This is a genomic window from Niveispirillum fermenti (assembly GCF_048066175.1).
Taxonomy (GTDB): domain Bacteria; phylum Pseudomonadota; class Alphaproteobacteria; order Azospirillales; family Azospirillaceae; genus Niveispirillum; species Niveispirillum fermenti.
Genome location: NZ_JBLTXA010000035.1, coordinates 23,841 through 40,233, shown reverse-complemented (window position 1 = coordinate 40,233; position 16,393 = coordinate 23,841). Strand labels below are relative to the sequence as shown.

Below are 16,393 nucleotides of genomic sequence, written 5' to 3'. Positions count from 1 at the left end.
CGCGAATTCCATGCTGTGGCGCAGCAGATGGACGATGCAGGTCTGCACGCTCGTCTCCGGGAAGGCGGCGGCGATGGCCTCCGGAAAGCCCTTCAGCCCGTCAACCACGGCCAGCAGGATGTCCTCCACGCCCCGGTTCTTCAGTTCGTTCAGAACCCGCAGCCAGAATTTCGCCCCCTCGTTCTGTTCGATCCACAGGCCAAGCACCTCCTTGGTGCCATCCGCCCGTACCCCGATGGCGATGTGGATCGCCTTGTTGCGCACCAGACTTTCGTCCCGGATCTTGACCCGCAGCGCGTCCAGGAAAACCAGCGGGTAAACGGCTTCCAGCGGCCGGATCTGCCAAGCCGCCACCTCATCCAGCACCGCGTCCGTCACCGCCGAGATCAGGTCCGCAGACACCTCGATCCCATACAGTTCCCGCAGATGGCCGGTGATTTCCCGTGTCGACATACCCCGCGCATACATCGAGATGGCTCATCGGGAAAACGATCCACTGGATCGTTTTCTGATACTCTTCGCTCTCGTCGAACCCGGGAAACCGGCGCTGATACTTGCCGATCAACTGCGGATCAAATGTCGAGGCCCGGTCACGCGGGACCGACAGTTCCACTGCCCCCGTATCCGTCAACACCGTCTTGCGGCCATAGCCGTTGCGGTGGTTGCCGCTCTCGTCGCCGGCAAGATGGTGATCCATCTCCGCCTTCAGCACACGCTCCGCCAGCGCCTTCTTCAACTGATCAAGCAGGCCGTTCTGGTCAAAAGCTGCCTTCGCGTCGCCGCCAGCCAGCAACTGGTCCAGAAGCGCGTCGGGGATAACAGGGTCCTTGCGTCGTGCCATCGTGAAGCTCCTTTCGCATCACTATGGCCCAGCCGAGCACGAAATTCCCGATAGTCCCCGTCTCCACCATGGAGTTGTCATAGCAATTTCCTTTGCCGCTCATGGAAATCTGCATGCCATGGGCTTTCAGGATTTTCTGATACTCATCAGAACAATATTGGCTTCCCCTGTCCGAATGGTGGATCAGGCCGGGCTTTGGTCTGCGCGTGGCGATGGCGTGCTGTAAAGCTGTTATGGCCAGATCTTTCTTCATTCGATCGCTGACCGCCCAGCCGACTACCCGGCGGGAGTAGAGGTCGATGACCACGGCCAGGTACAGCCAGCCTTCCGCCGTCCAAATGTACGAAATATCGACGCCCCATTTCTGGTTCGGACCCTCGGCGCTGAAATCCTGATCCAGCAAGTTGGGAGCCACAGGCCCGCCATGGGTGCTGTCGGTTGTCTTCTTATAGCGCCGTTTCATCAACGCTTTCAGTCCATTATCCCGCATCAGCCGGGCAATCCGGTGTCGTCCGCAGGACAGACCGGCAGCCTTCAACTCTGCATGCATACGCGGGCTACCATATGTCTCATGCGACAGCGCAAAGTGCTGACGGATATGCGCCAGCAGTATCATATCCGCATATTGCCGAAGACTGGGCTTCCGCCGCTTCCAGGCATAATAGCCAGAACTGCTCACGCCCAATAAACGACAGCTCCGACCAACCGGTATTGTCGCCTTCTTCGCATCGATGAGCCGGTAGATCATCGACTTGTCTCCCGGGCGAAGAAGGCCGCCGCGTTTTTTAATAAATCCCGCTCTTGACGCAGAATCTTGTTCTCAAGCCGAAGCCGTGCCAGTTCCTTCTCCACGTCCGGATGGGGTCCAGACAAAAGTTCCATCTCCGTCGCGTCCGACTTCCATCGCTGCAGTGTCGATTTCCCAATCCCAAGATCGGCGGCCACTTCGGCCACCGTCCGACCGCTTGTCGACAAAATACGAAGCGCATCCTGCCTAAAGGCCGCCGTGATCTTGTCCTGTTTTACCCGAACCATCAAATCCTCCATCAATCCCGAATTTTAGGGTGATGGCTCTCCACTTTTCCAGGGCAAGTCCATATGCGACCTCTATGACCCAGACGAATGCTGGAATTACCTCAAGGCCGCCGGGTATGCGTCCGATTAAAGGCGCGATGCTCTATATGTGCGCCCTGTCCGCCAGACGCCACAACCCCGTCCTGAAGGCCTTCGCCGACAGGCTCAAGGAAAATGGCAAGGCCCCCAAAGCCATACTGGTCGCCGTCGCCAGAAAGCTACTCGTCATTGCCTATGGCGTCCTGAAAACCCGAAAACCCTTCCAACCCGCTTGACACCCAACACGGTATCTCAAGCGCCGGCGCCCACATCCGTGCGCGCGGGCGGGGGAGGGGTCACCGCGGCGCCCAGATCCAGTCGATCCGGTCGTCGGGATACTGGCGGGGGGAGACGGGTTTCCAGTTGGCGGCGTCATTCACGTCGCCGCGGCCCGTATAGGTCGCGACGGCGGGATAGGGGAATAGCGGGCGGGTGCGCACGATGCGGTCGCCGTCGCGCTGGGTGGCCAGGATACGGTCGGGCGCCTTGCCCTGTTCCACCCAGGCCACCAGATCGGGCAGCATGTCGAAGCTGTTGGGCGCGTCGCCGCCGCGGCAATGGAACATGCCGGGCACCATGAAGACGCGCATCCAGTCGCGGGCCTTCTCCGGACCGCCGGCGCGGGCCACGACATGGGCGTGATAGTCCAGCAGCGCCATGGGCGACACGCCGGCATCGGCCCAGCCATGATAGATCATCAGCTTGCCGCCCGCCGCCGCGAAGCCCGACAGATCGGGGGCCTGACCGGGGGCGACGGGATCATAGAGGGCGGCCTGCGCCGCCACCGCCGCGATGTCGCGGTCGAAATCGAAGCTGCGGTAATTGTAATCGGCCGGCGGGTTCTCCGCGAAGGCCAGATAGCGCAGATAGCCTTCCGCCAGGGCGCGGCGGCCAGCGCCCGACCATGACAGCTCGCTGCCGAACGGCGTGGCGCCCGGCATCAGCGAGCGGCCCTGTGCATTGCGCGGCCCCTGGTACAGCATCTGTGCCGCATGCACCTGCTCGCCCGTCAGGCAGTCGGCCCCGTCCTGTGCCGCCGGACAGGCCAGGCTGGCCGGGTCGAACCGGCAGACGCGCGGGTCCATGATGATGCCGTCCTGCAACCCGTCCTTGTCGTCACAGGCGGCCAGCACGGCGTCGGACAGCCGTTTCAGCTTGTCGCGGGTGAAGACCTCCGACCCGTCGTCGCGCAGCAGGTAACGCGCATCCCAATTGTTGGCGATGGCACCCAGCCGGCCGGCAAAGGCCGGATCGCCGGCGATGATGCCGTCGAAATCCCCCGGATAGCGCTGCGCCAGGGTCAACCCCTCGCGCCCGCCCGTGGAACAGCCGCGGAAATAGGCAAATGCCGGGGCCGCATCATAGAAGCGCGTGGCGATGGCCTTGCCCACCACGGCCATGGCATGGGTGGACCGGCCCGCGAAATCCTCCCGCAGGGCCTGGTTCGCGCCCCAGACCGGGTCCTTCGTCACCATGCCGACATGGCCCATATTGTGGGCGGCGACGACATAGTTCGCGGCCTGCGCGTCGGCACAGTTCTGGATGTTGATCACGCCGCAGAAGCCGCCGCAGCCCACCTGGAAATAGCGGCCGTTCCAGGCCTGCGTCGGCAGCCTGATCTCGAACTGGATCTGTGGCTGGATGGTGCCGGTGACGGCGCAATGTTCCGCCATGGCCCCGTCGGCCGCGACCAGCCGGGCCGACAGGATGGCCGTGGGAAATTCCGGCAGCTTCGTGAAATCCGCCCGGCCCAGGTCCGCGCAGGCCATGGCCGCCGCATGCGTGCCGCCGGCCGTGGCCACGGCCGGCACCGCGCCGTTCTGTCCTGCCCCCGTCTGTGCCGCCAGCACCGCCGGCGGGGCCGACAACAGCGCCAGCACCCCTGCCGCGCGGATCAGCCCGATCGTAAAGCCTTTCATGCCCTTTTCCCCCTGTTCCGAGGTCGGTTTGGACGGCACTTGCGAATTTTTCGGCCGCCCGATGATGCCGCGACGCAACAATGCTTGCGGCAAGTCAGTTTGTCATACATCATACAGATTGACGAGGCGAGGAAATGCTGCATACTGCACACGGTATGCAGAACGAATAAATAAAATTCGCGATAAAACAGAGGCTTGGAGTCAAGGAGACACGGGTATGAATACCACATTGGCCCCCCGCGCCAATTGCCGGGCGCCGCTGCGCGCCCAACTTCTCCGCTGCGGCGGCCTGCTCGCGATCGCGGCATTGGCGGCCCCGCTGCCGGCCCTGGCGCAGGATGGCGGCTCGGGGCTCGTTCTTGAGGAAATCATCGTCACCGCCACGAAGCGGGCCACGACCAACAAGGACACCCCCATCGCCATCGCCGCCGTCACCGGCGACAGCATCGAAAAAAGCCAGGCCTTCAGCCTGGAAAGCTTCTCCCGCCTGAACCCCTCCATCCAGATCAACAACCGTGGCGCCGGTGACAACCAGATCATCGTGCGTGGCATTTCGTCGGCCGGCAAACCTACTGTCGGCCTATATTATGACGAAACCGTTATCACGGGCCTTGGATTGGATGGCGGCTCGGATAATCAGCCGAACATTCAAATGCATGATGTGGAGCGCGTCGAGGTGCTGAAGGGGCCGCAGGGCACCCTGTTCGGCGCCAGTTCGATGAGCGGCACGGTGCGCATCATCACCAACAAGCCGCAGATGGACGAGGTTTCCGGCAAGATCACCGTGTCGGGCGCCGGGGTGAAGGGCGGCAACGGCTTCTACCAGGGCGAGGCCGTGCTGAACGCGCCGCTGGTGGAAGACAAGCTGGCGGCCCGCGCCGTGGTCTGGGGCGATACGGGCGGCGGCTATATCGATCAGGTCAGCACCACGCGCAACCTGCGCAACACCAACGATCAGGAAGTGTGGGGCGGCCGCTTCACCCTGCGGGCCGAACCGACGGACCGGCTGTCCATCCTGCTGACGGCCCTGCACCAGCAGATCAAGGTCGACGGCACGCAATATTACGATTACTCGGCCGGCCCCTATATTGCCGAGGCTGACACGCTGCAGCCCTTCAACGACAATACCGACCTGTACAGCGCCGTCATCGACTATGAACTCGATTTCGGCACGATCACGGCCACCACCTCCTATCTGGACCGCAATTTCTTCCTGGCGCGCGACAGTTCGCCGACGGCGCGGCGCTTTGGCATTCCGGCGCTGCTGGATTACCATCAGGCACAGGACCTGACCAACTGGTCGTCGGAACTGCGCTTTGCCTCTTCCTTCGACGGGCCGTTCCAGGTCGTGGCCGGCGGTTTCTATGCCGAACAGCGGGCCGACAGCATCAGCGCCGCCCTGGTGGCCGATCCGGTCACGGGCATGGCCCGCTGCCGCTTCCATCTGGATTGCGTGGCCGCCGGCCGGGCGACGGATGACATCAACTCCGCCACCTCCGCCACGTCCATCGATCAGTACGCCCTGTTCACGGAGGCGAATTACGACCTGACGGAGGGGCTGACGGCCACGGCCGGCATCCGCTACTACAATGCCGACATCGCCGAGCGCAAGGTGACGACGCAGGGCCTGCGCTTCCCCACCTCGCCCGTGCAGTCGACCCCCGCCGTGGCGCTGGATGAAAGCACCTCGGAAGACAAGATCAGCTATAATTTCGCGCTGAACTACACCGCCAACGAGGATGTCAGCTTCTATGCCCGCGTGGCGTCCGGCTTCCGGCCGGGCGGCGCCAATGATGCCGATGGCGCGGCGCAGTATGGTGTCACGGTGCCCGGCCGCTACACGTCCGACACGCTGTGGAACTACGAAGCCGGCGTGAAATCCTATCTGTTCGACCGCTCGGTCTTCGCCGAACTGTCGGTCTATCGCATCGACTGGTCGGGACAGCAGATTTCCGTGACCGATCCCGGCGGCACCTTCGCCTATATCGCCAATGCCGGCAAAAGCTATGTCAACGGCGTGGAATTCCAGGTGAATGCCCGCGCCACGTCGGAATTGTCGTTCAATTTCGGCATCACCTATACCGACAGCCAGTTGTCGGAGGATCTGCCGGCCACGTCGGCGGCGGCCGGTTTCGACGGTGACCGCATCCCCTATACGCCGCGCTGGTCCTTCGGCGGTCAGGTCACCTACGAAACCGATCTGTCCGACACGGTCGAAGGCTATCTGACCGGCAATTTCAGCTATCGCGGCGCCTCCTTCACGGAGTTCAACAGCACCAACGCCAATTATCAGCGGCTGGATGATTACCTGCTGCTGGGCCTGCGGGCCGGTGCGCGCTTCGGCACCTGGGATGCCAGCCTCTATGTCGACAACCTGACCGACAAGGCGGCGGAAATTGGCCTGCGCGTGACGGGTGACGGCTATCGCGTCTATACGACGCGGCCGCGCACCATCGGCGCCACCGTCTCCACCACCTTCTGACCGCCTGGCCCCGGTGCGCCGAAACGCATCGGGGCCCTCAATTGCCGGCGCCAACATTCGTTGGCTTGGCTCCGCCGCAGATGCGAAACAGCCCTGGCCCCTGCGGGCCGGGCGTTGCACCATTGGCCGTCCGACGCATGAAGGGGCAGGCTTTCCATGGGTGAACAGAACAGCGCCGCGGCGGCCACCGGCCCGCGGCGACCCTTCTTCGGCTGGCTGATCGTGCTGGTCAGCCTTTTTGGCATTTCCACGGGGCCGGCGGCCTTCGGCCTGGCCTCGCTGGGGCTGATGATCGGCCCGCTGGAACAGGAATTCGGCTGGGACCGCACCCAGACCAGCGGTGCCGTCTCCATCATGATGATCTGCACGGCCCTGTCCCTGCCGCTGATCGGGCGGCTGGTGGACAAGGTCGGGGTCCGCCGCGTGCTGATCCCGTCGGTGGCCATCATGGGCCTGTGCCTTCTGGCGCTGACCATGGTCACGGCGCTGTGGCAGTTCATCGCCATCTATGTGGCCATGGGCACGCTGGCCGTGGGATCGAACAGCGTGCCCTATATGCGTGTGCTGGCGGCCTGGTTCGACCGGTCGCGCGGGCTGGCCATCGGCATCGCCGGCAGCGGCACGGGCCTGGGCTTCGCCTATGTGCCCGTGCTGACCGAATGGCTGGTGACGGGGTATGGCTGGCGCATGGGCTATGCCGGGCTGGGCCTGATCATGCTGTGCGGCACGCTGCCGCTGATCTTCCTGGTGCTGCGGGAAAGCCCGGCCGCCATGGGCCTGCTGCCCGACGGCGCGCCGGCGGGCACGGCGGCGGGGGCCGGGGCGGCGGACGGAACCCCGTCGGCCGCGGCGGGCGACAGCCTGCGCCAGGCGCTCGCCCGGCGCGATTTCTGGAGCCTGGCCGTCATCTTCGTGTCGCTGGCCTTCGTGCTGTACGGGCTGATCCCGCATCTGGTGCCCATGTTGACCGACCGGGGCCTGTCCACGCGCGATGCGGCACAGATCGCCTCGCTGTTCGGGCTGGCCACCTTTGGCGGGCGGCTGCTGATCGGCTTCCTGATCGACCGGCACGATGCGCGGCTGATCGCCTTCATCTTCTTTTCGCTGTCGGCCGTGGGGCTGGGCGTGCTGGCCATGGACCTGCCGACCTGGGCCTTCATGCTGTCGGCCGTGCTGCTGGGGGGCAGCCTGGGGGCGGAAGTGGACATGCTGGCCTATCTGACCAGCCGCTATTTCGGCCTGCGCAGCTTTGCGGAGATTTTCGGCGTGCTGTTCGGGGCCGTGATGATGGGCATGGGCATCGGGCCGGCGCTGTTCGGCTTCGTCTTCGACCGCACGGGATCGTACAATTCCATGCTGGCGCTCGGCGTGCCCATCTGCCTGATGGCCATCATCCTGGTCGCCCTGCTGCGCCCCTATGCCGAAAAGCGCCGCGGTGCCGCCCTTTCGGTGACGTAGCGGCATAGGGCCCTGATCAGAACCAACAGGTCATGATCAGGGCCCAACGCCGGCGCCATCACCCCACGTTCAGGTTCATGTACTTGATTTCCATATATTCATCGATGCCATAGCGGCTGCCCTCGCGGCCCATGCCGCTTTCCTTGACGCCGCCGAAGGGTGCCACCTCGGTGGAGATCAGGCCCTCGTTGATGCCGACCATGCCATATTCCAGCCCCTCCGCGACGCGCCAGATGCGGCCGACATCGCGGCTGTAGAAATAGGCGGCCAGGCCGAAGGGCGTGTCGTTGGCGCGGGCGATCACCTCCGCCTCGTCGGTGAAGCGCTGCACGGCGGCGACGGGGCCGAAGATTTCCTCCTGCGCGATATCCATGGCGGGCGTGATGCCCGTCAGCACCGTCGGCTCGTAGAAGCAGCCGCCAAGCGCATGCGGCTTGCCGCCGGTCACGGCGTCGGCCCCCTTGTCCAGCGCGTCGCGGACCAGTTCATCCACCTTCACCACGGCGGCATCATTGATCAGGGGGCCCTGGTTCACGCCGGCCTCGCGCCCGTCGCCGACCTTCAGGTCCCGCACGGCCGCCGTCAGCTTTTCCACGAAGGCATCATGGATGCCGTCCTGCACGAAGAACCGGTTGGCACAGACGCAGGTCTGGCCGGAATTGCGGTATTTGGAGGCCATGGCCCCGGCCACGGCGGCGTCCAGGTCGGCATCGTCGAACACGATGAAGGGCGCGTTGCCGCCCAGTTCCAGCGACAGGCGCTTCACCGTGCCGGCGCATTGTTCCATCAGCAGCTTGCCGATGCGGGTGGACCCGGTGAAGGACAGCTTGCGCACGATGGGCGAGGCCGTCATGGCCCCGCCGATGGCCGATGCCTTGCCCGTCACGATATTGATGACGCCCGCCGGGATGCCGGCCCGCTCGGCCAGCACGCCCAGGGCCAGGGCCGACAGGGGCGTCGCCTCCGCCGGTTTCACCACCACGGTACAGCCGGCGGCCAGTGCGGGGCCCAGCTTGCGCGTGATCATGGCGTTGGGGAAATTCCAGGGCGTGATGGCCGCCACCACGCCCACGGGCTGCTTGATGGCGAACAGGCGGGCCTGCGCCTTGTAGGTCGGGATCACGTCGCCATAGGCGCGGCGGCCCTCCTCGGCAAACCAGCTGATGAAGCTGGCGCCATAGGTGATCTCGCCCTTGGCCTCGGCCAGGGACTTGCCCTGTTCCAGGGTCAGGATCAGGGCAAGGTCGTCGGCCGCCTCCAGCATCAGGTCGTGCCAGCGCCACAGCTTCTGCGCCCGTTCCTTGGCCGTCAGCGCGCGCCAGCCCGGCAGGGCGGCGGCGGCGGCATCGATGGCGCGCCCCGTCTCGTCCGCGCCCATCACGGGCACGCGGGCCAGTTCCCCGCCGGTGGCCGGGTTGGTGACGGGCAGGGTGGCGCCGCTGTCCGATCCCAGCCATTGCCCGCCGATCAGCGCCTTGTCACGCAGCAGGCCGGCATCCTTCAGGCCGGGCAATCCCGATGACGGGCGTATCGTCTGATCCATCATGCATCCCTTTCCATGCCATACCGGCCGCCGCATCCTATCCCAATGCGGGCGGATGGAAAGTCCCGGCGGGCCGTTTATCCGATCCTGGAACAGGTGGGCCGGAGGGGGCCGGAAAACCAGGGCCGGCACGGGCCGGAAGGTCTGATGTGCAGGGAACGGGGATCAGTCGCCCTGGCCCTCCCCCAGGCCTTCCCGCCGGTATTTCGCGGCCAGCCAGGTGCAGATGATCAACTGGATCTGATGGAAGATCATCAGGGGCAGGATGATCAGCCCGACCTGCGCCACGGGGAACAGCACGCTGGCCATGGGCACGCCCGACACCAGGCTTTTCTTCGACCCGCAGAAGACCAGCACGATCCGGTCCTCCCGGCTGAAGCCGAACAGGCGCCCGGCCAGGCCCGACAGGTACAGCACGATCCCCAGGATCACACTGCTGATCACCACGATCATGGCGATGTCGCCGATATCGACCTTGTGCCACAGCCCTTCCACCACGGCGGCGGAAAAGGCCGAATAGATCACCAGCAGGATCGACCCCCGGTCGGTATAGGAGATCACCTGCTTGTGCTTCTGCACGAACCCGCCGATCAGCGGCCGCAGCAGATGGCCCGCCACGAACGGCACCAGCAATTGCACGATGATCGACCGCAGCGCATCCAGCGACACGCCGGCCTGTCCCGTCGTGTGCATCAGCAGCCCGACCAGCACCGGCGTCAGGAAGATGCCCAGCAGGTTGGAGGCCGAGGCCGAGCAGATGGCCGCCGGCACATTGCCCCCCGCGATCGACACGAAGGCGATGGAGCTTTGCACCGTGGAGGGCAGCAGGCACAGGTAAAGGACACCCGCCGCGATGACGGGGGAGATCAGGGCCGGGGCCAGGAACCCCGCCCCCAGCCCCAGGACGGGGAAGATGGCGAAGGTGAAGCCCAGCACCGTCAGATGCAGCCGCCAATGGCCCAGCCCCGCCAGGATCGCTTCCCGCGACAGCTTGGCCCCGTGGAAGAAGAACAGCAGGGCGATGGCGATGCCGGCCACCACGTCCAGAATATCCGCCGCCTGCCCTTGCGCCGGCAGAAGGGCCGCAAGCCCGACCGTGGCCAGCAGGACCAGCAGGAACGGATCGATCACACTGGTGAGAAAACGCTTCATCATCGGCTTTCCTGTGCGGGACCGGCGACCCGGCCCTTCCTGTGCGGGACCGGGGGCCCGCCGATCGTCTTTTCCTTGGCTAAATGGTATTATTGTCATACAAAGTTGCCGTCAACACCATTCACCCGGCATCCATAATGCCCGGCCAGGGGACCTTATCCCATGTTCACCACCCGCCCGGAAATACGCGGCACCTTCGGCGTCGTCGCCTCCACCCACTGGATCGCGTCGCAGGTGGGTATGGCGATGCTGGAGCGTGGTGGCAATGCCTTCGATGCCGCGGTGGCCGCCGGCTTCGCCCTGCAGGTGGTGGAACCGCACCTGTGCGGCCCGGCGGGGGAGGTGCCGATCCTGTTCCATGCGGCGGGAACGGGGGAGGTGGGGGTGCTGTGCGGTCAGGGCACGGCCCCGGCGGCGGCCAGCATCTCCCGATTCCGCGACCTGGGGCTGGACATGGTGCCGGGGTCGGGCCTGATCGCCGCGGTGGTGCCGGGGGCGTTCGGGGCCTGGATGCGGCTTTTGCTGGATCATGGCAGCCTGCGGCTGGCCGATGTGCTGGAACCGGCCATCCATTATCTGGAGGCGGGGCACCCGCTGCTGCCGGGCGTGTCGCGGGCGCTGGCCGATCTGGAACAGGCCTTCCACACCGAATGGCCGACCGCCGTCCCCGTCTGGCTGCCCGGCGGCCGGGCGCCGAAGCCCGACAGCCTGTTCCGCAATCCCGTGCTGGCGGCCACCTGGCGCCGCATCCTGAAGGAGGCGGGCGACGGCAGCCGCGAACAGCAGATCATCCGCGCCCATGACGCCTGGTACAAGGGCTTCGTGGCCGAGGCGATCGGCGATTTCGCGGCCCGGGACGCGCTGATGGATGCCAGCGGCCGGCGGCACAAGGGGTTGCTGACCGCCGACGACATGGCCGGCTGGCAGCCAACCTATGAAAAGCCGGTGACGCTGGATTACCATGGCTGGACCCTGTGCAAGACGGGGCCATGGGGGCAGGGGCCCGTCCTGCTGCAGGCACTGGACATCCTGCGCGGGTTCGACCTGGGGGCCATGGGGCCGAACGATCCGGATTTCATCCATCTGGTGCTGGAGGCGGTGAAGCTGGCCTTTGCCGACCGGGAAGCCTATTACGGCGATCCGGATTTTGCCGACGTGCCCATGGGCCTGCTGCTGGACCCGTCCTATGGCGCGGCGCGGCGCGGGCTGATCGGGGACATGGCGTCGCATGAATTGCGGCCCGGCCGGCTGCCGGGATTTGGGGCGCAGGTGGACCGCATGCTGGCCGGCGTGCGCATGGCCGGCAGCACGGCCGGCGGGCTGGGCATCGGCGAGCCGACCATGGCGCATCTGGGCGCCCATCTGAAACCCACGGTGAAGCCGGGCGACACCGTGCATCTGGATGTCATCGACCGGTTCGGCAACATGGTGTCGGCCACGCCGTCGGGTGGCTGGCCGCAATCATCGCCGACCATTCCCGGCCTGGGCTTCGCGTTGAACACGCGGGCACAGATGTTCTGGCTGGAAGAAGGGCTGCCCGGCAGCCTGACGCCGGGCAAGCGCCCGCGCACCACCCTGACCCCCACCCTGGCCCTGAAGGATGGAAGGCCGTCGCTGATCTGCGGCACGCCGGGCGGGGACCAGCAGGACCAGTGGCAGCTTATCCTGCTGCTGCGCCGCATCCATCATGGGCTGGGCCTGCAGCAGGGCATCGACATGCCCCTGTTCCACAGTGTGCATTTCCCGGCCAGCTTCTACCCGCGGGAGGCCATGCTGGGCGTGGCCGTGCTGGAACGCAGTTTCGGGGAAGACACGATCGCCGACCTGCGCCGCCGGGGCCATCAGGTGGAAATCGCCCCGGAATGGTCGGCCGGCCGGCTGACCGCCGCCGAACGCGACCCCGACGGCACCCTGCGCGCCGCCGCCACGCCCCGCCTGATGCAGGCCTATGCCGTGGGGCGGTGACGCGGGGGCGGTGACATGGGGCTGGGGGCGGGGGCTCGGGCGCAGCAAGGCCGGCCGCCTGCCCGCCCGCCGGGGGGCGACCGGCGCAAACAGGGCCGGCCGGGCAGGGGTCAGGCGCGCTTCTTCTTCGCCAGCAACCAGACGCCGTCGCCATCGACCGCCACGGCCCAGGTGCGCAGCGCCTGCTTGCAGGGCAGGGACCGGGCCTTGCCCGTGCAGATATCGAAGCTGCCGCCATGCAGGGGACAGAACACGGTGGTGCCTTCCAGCCGGCCTTCCGACAGCGAGGCGATGGCGTGGGTGCATTCATCATCGACGGCGTGGAACCCGTCGGCGGTGCGGCACAGCAGGACCGGGTCCATGCCCGGCGGCTCCACCCGCAGCATCCCGCCCTGATCCACCTCATCCGTACCGCACAACCGGATACGCCCATCCGCAACAGTCAGCATCATCAGTTCCCTGTCAAAAAAATTCTGTCATACAATCATACAAAATGACCGCCGCCGTCAACGGAAAATGCCAACGGGTCCCAGCCATTTACCCTCTTACACCAAGTCCCGGTGATCGCAACCGATCGCCGGCCTCAATCGCCGGCGCCCCCATCCGTGGGCTTGGGCACGCCGCATGAGCGGCGCGGCGGCGGTCGCCGCCGTACCCGATCCCGGTGAATGCAACTCACCGGGATCGGGTATTATCCGTTTGCCTGATTTTGTGTTTGTCATACAAACATACAAAAGTTATCCTGCGCGCCTCTGGAACGGGCCTTGTGGAACGGAAGGACGCGGAACCCATGCAATCGACGGATCGGGTCATCATCGTGGGCGCGGGCCCCATCGGGGCGGTGCTGGCCTATGCCTTGCGGCGACGTCACATCCCCGTCTGCCTGATCGAGGCGCTGGCCGAACCGGAAATCGATTGCCGGGCCGCCTCCTGCCACCCGCCCACGGTGGCCATGCTGGATGAGCTGGGCCTGCTGCCCGACGGGCTGGAACAGGGGCTGGTTTCGCCGGTGTTCCATTACCTGGACCGGGTGTCGGGCGAACTGGTGGGCCGGTTCGACATCCGCGAGATGCGCGATGTCCCGGCCCATCCCTATGTGCTGCAATGGGAACAGTACAAGATCGTGCAGACGGTGCTGAAGCGTCTGGCGGGGGATGACGGGGCCGATATCCGCATGTCCACCCGCGTCACGGCCATCGAGCAGCGGTCCGACCGGGTGCGGGCCGTGGTGTCCGGGCCGGAGGGGATGGAGATCATCGAGGGCCGGTATCTGGTCGGCTGCGACGGCGGGCGCAGCACCATCCGCAAGCTGGCCGAGATCGGGTTTGAGGGTTTCACCTGGCCCGAACGGTTCCTGAAGGTCGATACGCGGTTCGATTTCTTCGGCCTGCGCGGCGACCTGTCGAACCGCAACTATTTCTCCGACCCCGATGAATGGATGAACCTGTTCAAGGCGCGGGGACCGGAAGGCGACGGCATGTGGCGCGCCGTCAGCCCGACCCTGCCCGAACAGACCGACGAGGAATTGCTGTCACCCGACGCCATCGAGGCGCGGCTGCAGAAATTCTGCCCCCAGCCGGGCCGGTACGAAATCGTGACCGTCGCGCTCTACAAGGTGCATCAGCGTGTGGCCGCCACCTTCAACCAGGGCCGTGTGCTGCTGGCCGGCGATGCGGCCCATGTCAACAACCCCGTGGGCGGCATGGGCATGAATGGCGGCATCCATGATGCCGTCAACCTGGCCGACAAGCTGGAAGAGGTCTGGTTCCGGGGCGGCGACGCGCCGGCCCTGTTCGACCGTTACACCCGTCAGCGCCGCAAGGCCCAGACCGACTATGTCCAGGCGCAGAGCATCCAGAACAAGCAGACGCTTGGCGAGAAGGACCCGGAAAAGCGCCGGGCCAAGCTGGCCGAGATCCGCGCCGCCTCGCTGGACCCCGAGCGGCACGACGCCTTCATCCGCCGCGCCTGCCTGATCGACAGCCTGGCCGACGCCAACGCCACGGCCTGACCCCGGACCGCCTTCCCCAGGCCCCCAACCCCGTACCGGCCGCCGGCCCCCGCCGGCCGGCGTCATGAAGACACAGGAGAGACCCCATGGGCACCGCCCGCCATCCGCGCCCGCCCGAGCTGGAAAACGCCTCGCTGGAAGAGATCATGGACAGGTTCGTGGCCCGCTTCGGCGACCGCGTGCCCGACTGGAACGCCTTTTCCGACGCCCATATCGAGGGCTATCACCGCGCCCAGCACCGGTTCATCGGGGCCGGCGCCTCGGGCAAGCACAATGATGCCGGCATCGTGCCGGCCTATAATTTCACGCTGTCCATCATGCTGGTGCCGCCCGGCCAGGGCAACGCCCCCCACACGCACGAGGTGGAGGAGGTGTTCTTCATCCTGCAGGGCCGCTGCACGGTCTTTGTCGAGGATGAGGCCGGCACCCGCGTGTCGCGTGAACTGGGCCCGTGGGAGATGATCTCCTGCCCCGCCGGGGTCATCCACGGCTATCAGAACGATACCGACGAACCCTGCTACCTGCAGGTCGTGCTGGGGCGGGGCCGGCCCGATGTCGCCGGCTTCGCCGACCAGTCGCTGTTCGACCGGCGCGAGGCGCATCTGGGCTGATGCAGTCGGCCGGGGTGGACGGGTTCCCCGGCCCGTGGCCGGGGGGAACGGCCCGCGTCAACCCGGCCGGTCGCGGCATTCCACCAGCCGCAGGCCGATGCCCAGGCAGGCCGACAGCAGGCGCTGGTCGCGCGGATGGATGGCCACGATGCGGTCGGCGCCGAAATCCTGCATCCAGCCGGGCAGGGGCGGGGCATTGCCGTCCGCGTCCAGCGTCAGGCCGCCGATATCCAGTTTCAGATAATCCACCGCGGCCAGCGGCAGATAGCCGGCATCGGCATGGCGCAGGGACAGATGGTCGATGGCGACGCGGCAATCCCACAGGCGCAGCACGTCCACCGCCTCGCCCAGCCCGTTCTCCGTCAGGTCGGGATCGATGGCGGAGATTTCCACGATCAGGTTGCGCCGGTGGTCATAGGTCAGCTCGCGCACGAATTCCTGAAAGACCCCGTCCACCACGGTCTGCCAGCGCAGGTTCACGCTGTGCGGTGTGTAGAGCCGTGACTGTTCATGCTGGAAATGCCGGATGATGCGCCGGTCCAGGATGGGGGTGATCTGCTGCAACAGCCAGGGGTCGCGGCGCAGCGGCGTGCCCACGGCGCGTTCCAGATGGTCGATGGCCACCGTGACCTCGGAAAATTCCAGCGACCAGGCTGCATCCGTTCCCTGACGCCAGACGGGCGATTCCCGCACCAGCGCCGACACATCGGCCCCCGACAGCACCTGTTCATAGACGGCCAGCTTGTGGACCCCGGCCAGTTGCTGCTGTTCCAGCGGGGTCAGGGCCGGGGGCGGCTGGTCCGCCGCCTGTTCGGGTTCCACGCGCCGCAATTGCGCGGTCAGTTGCGGCACCTCCCGCGGCAGGTGATAGATGGTGAAGCGCGGCGCGCCCATATGCTGGTCGGCGAAATCGGCCGCCACGGCCCGCAGCTTGGCCACGAACGGCGCGGCATCCCCCTGTTCGAACAGGAAGACCTGGGTAAAGCGGCCGACATCGATCACTTCGGGGTGGTACTGCCTGGCGAACCGGTCCAGCAGGTCGACGATGGATTGCCGGAACAGCGGGTTTTCGGCATAGGGCACCTCCCGCAGGTCCACAACGACGGCGGTCCCCCTGGCATCCCCGCTGTTCAGCAGCCGCAGCAGGCCGCCCGTTCCCGTCAACATCGCCACATCTCTCGCCCCGGACTTCCCAACCTATAGCAGAAAGGGATGGCCGGCCGGTATATGCCGAATGTCGCGCCCATGGGCGGCGCGGCGGCGGTCGCCGCCGTACGGGATCCCGGTGAGTTGCTCTC

At 66.1% G+C, this 16,393-nt stretch carries 10 protein-coding genes and 3 pseudogenes; 6 read left to right on the top strand and 7 right to left on the bottom strand.

Annotated elements, in window-relative coordinates; genetic code table 11:
- Together ACM9LZ_RS21860 and ACM9LZ_RS21855 are read right to left on the bottom strand one after the other, a co-directional pair.
- Positions 1-841, bottom strand: a pseudogene (locus ACM9LZ_RS21860) (IS256 family transposase); the annotation flags it as partial.
- A gap of 58 nt (positions 842-899) precedes the next feature.
- Positions 900-1,876, bottom strand: a pseudogene (locus ACM9LZ_RS21855) (IS3 family transposase); the annotation flags it as partial.
- Between the two features lie 143 nt (positions 1,877-2,019).
- Here ACM9LZ_RS21855 and ACM9LZ_RS21850 point away from each other — a divergent pair.
- A pseudogene (locus ACM9LZ_RS21850) lies at positions 2,020-2,190 on the top strand (IS110-like element ISCARN57 family transposase); the annotation flags it as partial.
- Positions 2,191-2,250: 60 nt separating this feature from the next.
- Here ACM9LZ_RS21850 and ACM9LZ_RS21845 read toward each other — a convergent pair.
- Positions 2,251-3,873 (bottom strand): tannase/feruloyl esterase family alpha/beta hydrolase, encoded by a 1,623-nt coding sequence (locus ACM9LZ_RS21845; RefSeq protein ID WP_416621646.1) that lies wholly within the window; start codon positions 3,871-3,873, stop codon positions 2,251-2,253.
- Between the two features lie 217 nt (positions 3,874-4,090).
- On the opposite strand from ACM9LZ_RS21845, the gene ACM9LZ_RS21840 reads away from it, so the two are divergent.
- Both ACM9LZ_RS21840 and ACM9LZ_RS21835 read left to right on the top strand, forming a co-directional pair.
- Entirely contained in the window at positions 4,091-6,355 is a 2,265-nt protein-coding gene (locus tag ACM9LZ_RS21840) for a TonB-dependent receptor (RefSeq protein WP_416621645.1), read from the top strand.
- 156 nt (positions 6,356-6,511) lie between these two features.
- Positions 6,512-7,813 carry an MFS transporter gene (locus tag ACM9LZ_RS21835; protein ID WP_416621644.1) on the top strand — a complete coding sequence of 434 codons (1,302 nt, stop codon included), beginning with the start codon at positions 6,512-6,514 and terminating at the stop codon, positions 7,811-7,813.
- A 58-nt stretch (positions 7,814-7,871) separates the two neighbouring features.
- Here ACM9LZ_RS21835 and ACM9LZ_RS21830 read toward each other — a convergent pair whose 3' ends face one another.
- Both ACM9LZ_RS21830 and ACM9LZ_RS21825 read right to left on the bottom strand, forming a co-directional pair.
- A complete protein-coding gene (locus ACM9LZ_RS21830) occupies positions 7,872-9,356 on the bottom strand; it encodes an NAD-dependent succinate-semialdehyde dehydrogenase (protein ID WP_416621647.1) in 1,485 nt (494 codons plus the stop codon).
- A 165-nt stretch (positions 9,357-9,521) separates the two neighbouring features.
- Positions 9,522-10,511 carry a bile acid:sodium symporter family protein gene (locus tag ACM9LZ_RS21825; protein WP_416621643.1) on the bottom strand — a complete coding sequence of 330 codons (990 nt, stop codon included), beginning with the start codon at positions 10,509-10,511 and terminating at the stop codon, positions 9,522-9,524.
- A 159-nt stretch (positions 10,512-10,670) separates the two neighbouring features.
- Here ACM9LZ_RS21825 and ACM9LZ_RS21820 point away from each other — a divergent pair, with 159 nt between their 5' ends.
- On the top strand, positions 10,671-12,473 hold the full coding sequence (locus tag ACM9LZ_RS21820; protein WP_416621642.1) for a gamma-glutamyltransferase family protein: 1,803 nt from the start codon (positions 10,671-10,673) through the stop codon (positions 12,471-12,473).
- A gap of 110 nt (positions 12,474-12,583) precedes the next feature.
- On the opposite strand, the gene ACM9LZ_RS21815 is transcribed toward ACM9LZ_RS21820, so the two are convergent.
- Positions 12,584-12,925 carry a non-heme iron oxygenase ferredoxin subunit gene (locus ACM9LZ_RS21815; RefSeq protein WP_416621641.1) on the bottom strand — a complete coding sequence of 114 codons (342 nt, stop codon included), beginning with the start codon at positions 12,923-12,925 and terminating at the stop codon, positions 12,584-12,586.
- Between the two features lie 338 nt (positions 12,926-13,263).
- Here ACM9LZ_RS21815 and ACM9LZ_RS21810 point away from each other — a divergent pair, with 338 nt between their 5' ends.
- Positions 13,264-14,484 (top strand): FAD-dependent oxidoreductase, encoded by a 1,221-nt coding sequence (locus ACM9LZ_RS21810; RefSeq protein WP_416621640.1) that lies wholly within the window; start codon positions 13,264-13,266, stop codon positions 14,482-14,484.
- Positions 14,485-14,570: 86 nt separating this feature from the next.
- Entirely contained in the window at positions 14,571-15,095 is a 525-nt protein-coding gene (locus ACM9LZ_RS21805) for a cupin domain-containing protein (protein ID WP_416621639.1), read from the top strand.
- Between the two features lie 57 nt (positions 15,096-15,152).
- On the opposite strand, the gene ACM9LZ_RS21800 is transcribed toward ACM9LZ_RS21805, so the two are convergent.
- Entirely contained in the window at positions 15,153-16,262 is a 1,110-nt protein-coding gene (locus ACM9LZ_RS21800; RefSeq protein WP_416621638.1) for an EAL domain-containing protein, read from the bottom strand.
- Positions 16,263-16,393: the final 131 nt, after the last annotated feature.

Bases quoted from the DNA above. Each gene is read 5' to 3' on its own strand.
- ACM9LZ_RS21845 (WP_416621646.1), bottom strand. From the start codon at position 3,873: ATGAAAGGCTTTACGATCGGGCTGATCCGCGCGGCAGGGGTGCTGGCG.
- ACM9LZ_RS21840 (WP_416621645.1), top strand. From the start codon at position 4,091: ATGAATACCACATTGGCCCCCCGCGCCAATTGCCGGGCGCCGCTGCGC.
- ACM9LZ_RS21835 (WP_416621644.1), top strand. From the start codon at position 6,512: ATGGGTGAACAGAACAGCGCCGCGGCGGCCACCGGCCCGCGGCGACCC.
- ACM9LZ_RS21830 (WP_416621647.1), bottom strand. From the start codon at position 9,356: ATGGATCAGACGATACGCCCGTCATCGGGATTGCCCGGCCTGAAGGAT.
- ACM9LZ_RS21825 (WP_416621643.1), bottom strand. From the start codon at position 10,511: ATGATGAAGCGTTTTCTCACCAGTGTGATCGATCCGTTCCTGCTGGTC.
- ACM9LZ_RS21820 (WP_416621642.1), top strand. From the start codon at position 10,671: ATGTTCACCACCCGCCCGGAAATACGCGGCACCTTCGGCGTCGTCGCC.
- ACM9LZ_RS21815 (WP_416621641.1), bottom strand. From the start codon at position 12,925: ATGATGCTGACTGTTGCGGATGGGCGTATCCGGTTGTGCGGTACGGAT.
- ACM9LZ_RS21810 (WP_416621640.1), top strand. From the start codon at position 13,264: ATGCAATCGACGGATCGGGTCATCATCGTGGGCGCGGGCCCCATCGGG.
- ACM9LZ_RS21805 (WP_416621639.1), top strand. From the start codon at position 14,571: ATGGGCACCGCCCGCCATCCGCGCCCGCCCGAGCTGGAAAACGCCTCG.
- ACM9LZ_RS21800 (WP_416621638.1), bottom strand. From the start codon at position 16,262: ATGTTGACGGGAACGGGCGGCCTGCTGCGGCTGCTGAACAGCGGGGAT.